The sequence below is a fragment of the Okeania sp. SIO2B9 genome (genome assembly GCF_010672505.1).
In the GTDB taxonomy this organism is placed as follows: Bacteria; Cyanobacteriota; Cyanobacteriia; order Cyanobacteriales; family Microcoleaceae; genus Okeania; species Okeania hirsuta.
In genome coordinates this window covers 1-7,066 of record NZ_JAAHGK010000258.1, presented here as the reverse complement: position 1 = coordinate 7,066, position 7,066 = coordinate 1, and the positions used below count along the sequence as shown (strand labels likewise).

8 protein-coding genes are annotated in these 7,066 nt (G+C 34.8%); 7 read left to right on the top strand and 1 reads right to left on the bottom strand.

Going from position 1 to position 7,066, the window contains the following annotated elements; genetic code table 11:
* The 4 genes from F6K13_RS11545 to F6K13_RS11530 form a co-directional block, all read left to right on the top strand.
* On the top strand, positions 1-704 hold a 704-nt coding region (locus F6K13_RS11545), incomplete at its 5' end, for a class I SAM-dependent methyltransferase (RefSeq protein WP_287287418.1).
* Positions 705-781: 77 nt separating this feature from the next.
* Entirely contained in the window at positions 782-1,744 is a 963-nt protein-coding gene (locus F6K13_RS11540) for a class I SAM-dependent methyltransferase (protein ID WP_287243374.1), read from the top strand.
* Between the two features lie 695 nt (positions 1,745-2,439).
* A complete protein-coding gene (gor, locus tag F6K13_RS11535; protein WP_124154842.1) occupies positions 2,440-3,783 on the top strand; it encodes a glutathione-disulfide reductase in 1,344 nt (447 codons plus the stop codon).
* Positions 3,784-4,000: 217 nt separating this feature from the next.
* On the top strand, positions 4,001-4,237 hold the full coding sequence (locus F6K13_RS11530) for a hypothetical protein (RefSeq protein ID WP_124145841.1): 237 nt from the start codon (positions 4,001-4,003) through the stop codon (positions 4,235-4,237).
* Between the two features lie 61 nt (positions 4,238-4,298).
* Here F6K13_RS11530 and F6K13_RS11525 read toward each other — a convergent pair whose 3' ends face one another.
* Positions 4,299-4,442 (bottom strand): hypothetical protein, encoded by a 144-nt coding sequence (locus tag F6K13_RS11525; RefSeq protein ID WP_161564606.1) that lies wholly within the window; start codon positions 4,440-4,442, stop codon positions 4,299-4,301.
* A 115-nt stretch (positions 4,443-4,557) separates the two neighbouring features.
* Between F6K13_RS11525 and F6K13_RS11520 the strand changes: the two genes are divergently transcribed.
* The 3 genes from F6K13_RS11520 (at position 4,558) to F6K13_RS11510 (ending at position 6,843) form a co-directional block, all read left to right on the top strand.
* Complete coding sequence (locus tag F6K13_RS11520; protein WP_124145840.1) at positions 4,558-5,022, top strand: Spy/CpxP family protein refolding chaperone; 465 nt, start codon at positions 4,558-4,560, stop codon at positions 5,020-5,022.
* Between the two features lie 373 nt (positions 5,023-5,395).
* Positions 5,396-6,049: a YqiA/YcfP family alpha/beta fold hydrolase gene (locus F6K13_RS11515; RefSeq protein ID WP_124145839.1), complete on the top strand. Its 654-nt coding sequence runs from the start codon at positions 5,396-5,398 to the stop codon at positions 6,047-6,049.
* Between the two features lie 89 nt (positions 6,050-6,138).
* Positions 6,139-6,843 carry an ROK family protein gene (locus tag F6K13_RS11510; RefSeq protein ID WP_124145838.1) on the top strand — a complete coding sequence of 235 codons (705 nt, stop codon included), beginning with the start codon at positions 6,139-6,141 and terminating at the stop codon, positions 6,841-6,843.
* Positions 6,844-7,066: the final 223 nt, after the last annotated feature.

Below are 7,066 nucleotides of genomic sequence, written 5' to 3'. Positions count from 1 at the left end.
TTCAAGGAAGAATTACTGGTATTGATGCTGAAGGTCGTAGTTTAACAGAATTAGAAAAATTTTTGCTAGATAAAAACTCCTTTCCTACACAACAAAGATATGTCAATTTTGGTAAAGCTATTCAGAATTGTGTGCAAGAGGATATAGTTTTTGCTTCCTTGCCTTGTGGAGTAATGAGGGATTTGTTGAAGTTGGATTTTACCGGAGTAGAAAATTTTCGTTTAGTGGGAATTGATATTGACTATGAAAGTTTAGAATTAGCAAAAAAATTAGCTGAAGAATATGATTTATCAGAAAAAGTAGAATTTCATCAGGAAGATGCTTGGAATTTGCCTTTTGAAGATGAATTTACACTATTGACTAGCAATGGTTTAAATGTTTATGAACCTGATGATGAAAAAGTAACGGAGTTATATCGACAGTTTTTCAAAGCATTAATGCCAGGAGGTATATTAGTAACTAGCTTTTTAACCCCATCCCCAAATATTGACCCCAATTCAGAATGGGATATGAGTCAGATTAATTCAGAAGATTTATTGCTTTCAAAAATTATATTTTTTGATATATTGAATGTTAAATTTACAGCCTTTAGGAGTTCATCAACAACAAAATTACAATTACAAACTGTTGGGTTTGATGAAATAGAATTTATTTGGGATAACGCAAGAATATATCCCACAGTAACAGCGCGTAAACCTAAATAGGGTATGGAGAAGCTTTTAACTTGACAAATATTTAGTAATTAATAAAATCAATATTGTAATTCAATCAAAATAAGCTAATGACTCAACAATCTCAAGAATTTAATGAACAACGTATTCTCTCTCATGGAAGTAAAAATGAAACTCTTGAAGAAACCATAGAAAGGGTTAAACAAAGAATTATTCAGACTGGAGATAAACCCCATGTTACTGTTGCTAGACAATTAGAACTTCTTAATGGATTAGCAGGTTTTCCTTTAGGGCAATTTTATTTACAAAATGGAGGTCTGAATGGCTATTGGACAGACTATGTTCTGGAACATCAGTATCAAGGAAGGGTGACAGGTATTGATAAAGAAGGTCGTAGTTTAACAAAATTAGAAAAGTATTTATTGGATCAAGACCCTACTTTCCTGGCGACACAACAAAGATATGTCAATTTCAGTAAAGTTATTCAGAATTATGTGAGAGATGGTTTAGTTTTTGCCTCCTTACCTTGTGGGGTAATGAGGGATTTGTTGAAGTTGGATTTTTCAGGTGTAGATAATTTCCGTTTAGTGGGAATTGATATTGATTATGAAAGTTTAAAATTGGCAAAAAAATTAGCTGAAGAATATGGGTTATCTGAAAAAGTAGAATTTCATCAGGAAGATGGTTGGAATTTGCCTTTTGAAGATGAATTTACGCTATTGACTAGCAATGGTTTAAATATTTATGAATCTGATGATCAAAAAGTTATGGAGCTATATCGAAAGTTTTTCAAAGCATTAATGCCAGGAGGTATATTGGTAACTAGCTTTTTAACCCCATCCCCGAATATCGACCCCAATTCAGAATGGGATATGAATCAACTAAATCTAGACGATATGTTACTTACAAAAATCATATTTGGCGATATTATGTTGAATCTGAAAATTACAGGATTTAGAAGTTCATCAACGACAAAATTACAACTACAAAATGTTGGTTTTGATGATATAGAATTTATTTGGGATAATGCCAGGATATTTCCTACGGTAGTAGCAAGGAAACCTAAAAAATAATGTGGAGATTTTTTTGATTTGAGGTAGAATAAATGATTTCAGGACTTACGCATGAGGTACGAAAAACTAGAATGTGAAATTGCTTTCCGTTCCGGACTGCTGCGCAAACCCTGTGGGTCGCTTCGGACGAAAATACCTTGTACTGCGTAAGTCCTATGATTTGTAAAAAATCAAGAATTATAGATAAAAAATGAAAAGTATTACCCCTTCTCCCTAATTTCAATGAAATTCATACAAAACTACCATCAAACTACTACAGTAATTGAGAAAATCAACTAAATTAACGACTGTTATTATAGAAAAATAGAAGTAAAAAAGGCGTTGCTGAATAAATGTATGATTTCACAGTCCTCATGAGTCAGGAGTTAGTAGATAGAAAGGAGTTTTTCGGTGACTAAATAGAAAGAAATAGGTATAATTTGCACTACTGTTTTGGCTGAAAATTTATCCAAAGTTGAATTTCATACCTCAAATCAGTAACGCCGTAAAAAAATAGTAAAAATATCAACCCAAGAATATCAAATTATCGTATAAAATTACATTCTGTTTGTAAAGTAGTAATTGGATGTCTCTAAATTATTGTCCTAATTTAACCGATCTGCCTAATGACAGAATTACATGAGAAGCAACAACAGGTATAATTTAAAAAGACAAACAACAAAATAATTAAAATATCAATCAAAGGATATCAAATTATGGCATACGATTACGATCTATTTGTGATAGGTGCAGGATCGGGTGGGTTAGCATCTTCAAAAAGGGCAGCATCTTATGGAGCAAAAGTAGCGATCGCTGAAAATGATTTAGTAGGAGGTACTTGCGTCATTAGAGGATGTGTCCCAAAAAAACTCATGGTTTACGGTTCCAGATTTTCCCACTTGTATCAAGATGCAGTAGGTTATGGTTGGAGTGAAGTAGAACCTAGTTTTGATTGGCATAAATTAATAGATGCTGTAAATACAGAAGTTCTACGTTTAAATAAACTACATATCAGTTTCCTGGAAAAAGCAGGAGTGGAACTAATAGAAGGATATGCCAAATTTATCGACCCCCATACCGTAGAAGTAGGCGATCGTAAAATCACAGCAGATAAAATCTTAATCGCTGTCGGTGGGAAAGCAGAAAAAATCAACATTCCTGGAATTGAACATAGTATTACTTCCCGCGAAATGTTCCACCTCAAAGAACAACCAAAAAGAATGGCAGTTTGGGGAGGCGGTTATATCGGTGTAGAATTTGCCGGAATTTTAAATGGTGTCGGTACTGAAGTTACTGAAATTATTCGTCGGGATTTAATTTTGCGAGGTTTTGACCAAGACATCCGCAGCAACATTCAAGAAGGAATGACAAAACATGGAGTAGACTTCCGCATCAATACAAATGTAGAAAAAATTGAGAAAGTCGAAGAAGGGTTAAAAGTTCACCTAACAGGAGAAAATGCCGAACCTTTAATTGTCGATACATTCCTCTGTGCAACTGGTCGCAAACCAAACTTAGAAGGTTTGAACTTAGAAAACGCTGGAGTAGAAACAGTTAGTGGTGCAATTGCCGTTAGTGGAAACTGTCGTACCACTCAACCAAATATTTATGCAGTGGGAGACTGTATAGATAAAGCAAATTTAACTCCTGTTGCTATTGCTCAAGGTCGTGCTTTTGCTGATACAGAATTTGGTAATATCCCTAGAGCAATTTCTCTAGAAAATATTCCCACAGCAGTCTTCTCAGAACCAGAAGGATCTACCGTAGGTCTAACAGAAGCAGAAGCTAAAGAAAAATTTGGTGACTCTATCAAATGTTACCGCGCTAAGTTTCGCCCAATGTTCCACAGTTTTACAGGTGCAGATGAAAAAGTAATGGTGAAATTGGTAGTCGAGGGTAATACTGACCGTGTTTTAGGAGTACACATGGTCGGTAAAGATGCGGGTGAAATTATCCAAGGAATGGCGATCGCTGTTAATATGGGTGCAACCAAAGCAGACTTTGACCGCACTATTGGTATTCACCCCTCCACATCAGAAGAGTTAGTAACTTTACGTTGAAGAAGGTGGTAAGTTACAGCACTTTTGCCGATCTCTGACCTCACGTCACAAACAAAACCCTGTAGGGGCGAATGGCCATTCGCTCCTACTACTGTCTACTCCTGAAGACTGACTCCTAACAATGAGTTTAGTGGTCTACTCAACTGAAAAGCGCTGTAAAAGAAGTAAGAAGAAAAAAGTAAAACCGAAGTTGGAAGAAACAATTTAGGTAGAAAAAGTGGCGTTAGTGAAGCGCGTGTATGATATTAATCTTAATTCTTTAGGAGTCAACCCACCCCTCGCCCCTCCCCCTCCCAGGAGGGGGAAGACCGAGTCAGGAGAGAAGAAAGAAGAAGAAAGAGTAGTAGAAGGAGAAAGTTTTTTGTTCGCGCTCTTATCCGGACATGATATCATATCTCAAATCACCAACGCCAAAAAAGTTAGTCAACCTTCTTTACCGGTTAAACAGTTATAGATTGGTTAAGTAAGGAGTAGTCAGGAGTCAGGAGGAGAGAGAATCACAAAGATGAGCGTAGTTATGACGATTGAAGAATTTTTGATAGTCCTGCATGGTAATGGTAGGATACATATTTTTTAATTTCTCCCACACTCCTCATCTCCCCATTTCCCACACTCCCCATCTCCCCATCCCCCCAAACTCCTGGTGCTTCCTTTACCATTACTATGCACCACCACCGAATTTTTTTATTTCCAATTAAACGGATTTGATATAATTTGAAAAAAAAGGATTTGATATTAATTCATACCTAACCAAATATTGAGAGGTAAAATTTTATGTCCCCAGCTTTGATTTCTGCTGTATTAGGATTATTAGTTACACCCTTAACTATTAGTTCTGTTATTGCAACTCCTAACTATAATAATGATGCTCAAATAATTAGTCAAACAACAAAAGTACAGGAGTCACAATCAACAGAAGAAGGTGTATTTCAACAACTAAATCTTACACAAGAACAAACTGATAAAATTGTGGCAATTCGTCAGCAACATCAACAGCAAATTATTCAAAGTTTAGAAAATTTGCGGGATGCCCAGGAAGAATTAAATCAAATGATAATTGCTACTAATACTGATAATCAACTACGGCAAAAACATGGCGAAGTTTTACAGTTGAGAAAAGATTTAGCAGAATTACAATTTAATACTATTCTCAAAATTAGAGAAGTGCTAACTCCCGAACAATTACAACAGTGGTCAAAGTTAATGCAGCAACGCCGGGAATCTCTCAAAAATCGCTAGTTAAATTAACTTTAAAGACTAGAAGTAGTGGTGGTTGGTATGAGTATTTTATAGTAAGTAAATTCTGGAATAATTTATAGCCAGCCTGATTGATAAAATAATATGATATAAATATATAAAACTGATTCGATCGTCGGCAAAATTATCGAATAAAAAAAACAGTCATTACTAGTCATTACTAATAAACTTTACAAAATAATTATTACAAGTTTTGAAAAAAATACTTTAGCAAGATAAATTTCAAAGCGTTTCTGTACGGAAATGCTGTTTGCGGAGCATTCCGGTACGGAAAATGCTGATAGCTAGTTAATACCATTTGGACAAATATTAGCTACTAATTACCCAGGCCTATTCTTGACTTTAAACAAAAGAAATGCTGAATAATTACACTTATATTTATTTACATGGATTTGCCTCTAGTCCCAAATCTAATAAAGCTATATATTTGCGCGATCGCTTCGCAGAAATCAACCTCAATCTTAATATTCTAGACTTAAATCAAAATGATTTTTACAACCTAACTTTAACAAGACAAATTCATCAAGTAGAGTCAGAAATCACAAAAAAATCTACACCAATAATATTAATTGGCTCTAGTTTTGGTGGTTTAACATCTACTTTTTTAGCAGAACAAAATTTCCATGTTAAAGCAATAATTTTACTGGCACCCGCCTTTAATTTTTTATCCCATTGGCAACAAAATTTAGGAGAAGAAAATTTACAAAAATGGCAAGAAAGGGGAGATTATTGGATATACCATTATGGAGAAAAAAAATATTCACTATTGAGCTATGATTTTATAGTTGATTTGATCGAGTATGAAGAGAAAAAATTAAAACGTACTTTACCAACTTTAATTTTTCATGGTTTAAATGACAACGTGATTCCCATTCAAGCTAGTCGAGAATTTGTTGCCAAACGCTCCTGGGTAGAATTAATAGAACTTGATACTGACCATACTTTGGGGAATGTGATGGCAAAAGTTTGGCAGGAAATTAATCAGTTTTTAAAGCAAGACTTTAGTTAGATAAATAATTAAGATAAGGTTATAAATATTGTCGGAGTAAAACAATATTAATTATGATGATAATATGTCATAAAAAAAAGGCGTAAGCAATGAATGAAGTTAAAACTATACAAACTTTAGCAGTTGATATTGGTGGCAGCGGGATTAAAGTAATAGTCTTAGATGAAACAGGAGAACCTATCACAAAACGTAGTCGTGTCGAAACACCAGACCCAGCAAAACCAGACCCAATATTAAAAGAGATTGTCTCTTTAGCAGCAGAACAAGGAGAATTTGACAGAATATCCGTAGGTTTCCCTGGTGTAGTTATGGATGGTGTGATTAAAACAGCAGCAAATTTAGATTCTGACTGGATAGGGTTGAATTTGGCAGCAGTGCTTTCAGAACGCTTGGGGAAACCGGTGCGAGTTGCTAATGATGCTGATATTCAAGGACTAGGAACAATTGAAGGCAAAGGAGTAGAGTTGGTAGTTACTTTAGGAACTGGTTTCGGTTCAGCATTGTTTCTAGAAGGAAAACTAGTGCCAAACTTGGAAATGGGTCATCATCCGTTTCGTAAAAAAGACACTTATGAGGAACACTTAGGAAGAGCAGCATTAGATGATATTGGTAAAAAGAAGTGGAATAAGCGCTTAGAAAAGGCGATCGCTACTCTACAACATTTATTTAATTGCGATCATATTTATCTTGGTGGTGGCAATACAAAAAAAATTGAATTTGAATTACCAACAAATGTAAAAATAGTGCCTAATGTAAATGGTTTATTAGGAGGAATTGCTTTATGGAAAGAATAATTGGCGTTGGTAAATTAAGGTATGATATTAATCTTAATTACTTAGGAGTCAGGAGTCAGGAGTCAGGAGTCAGGAGGAAAGAAAGAAGAAGAAACAAGGAATAGAAGGAGAAAGTTTTTTTGTTGGCGCTCTTATCCGGACAAAATATCATACCTCTTTTCACCAACGCCTAATAATTAAGTAGTCATAGTTTTAGTATTTCTCTATTAGACATAGGCGCGAT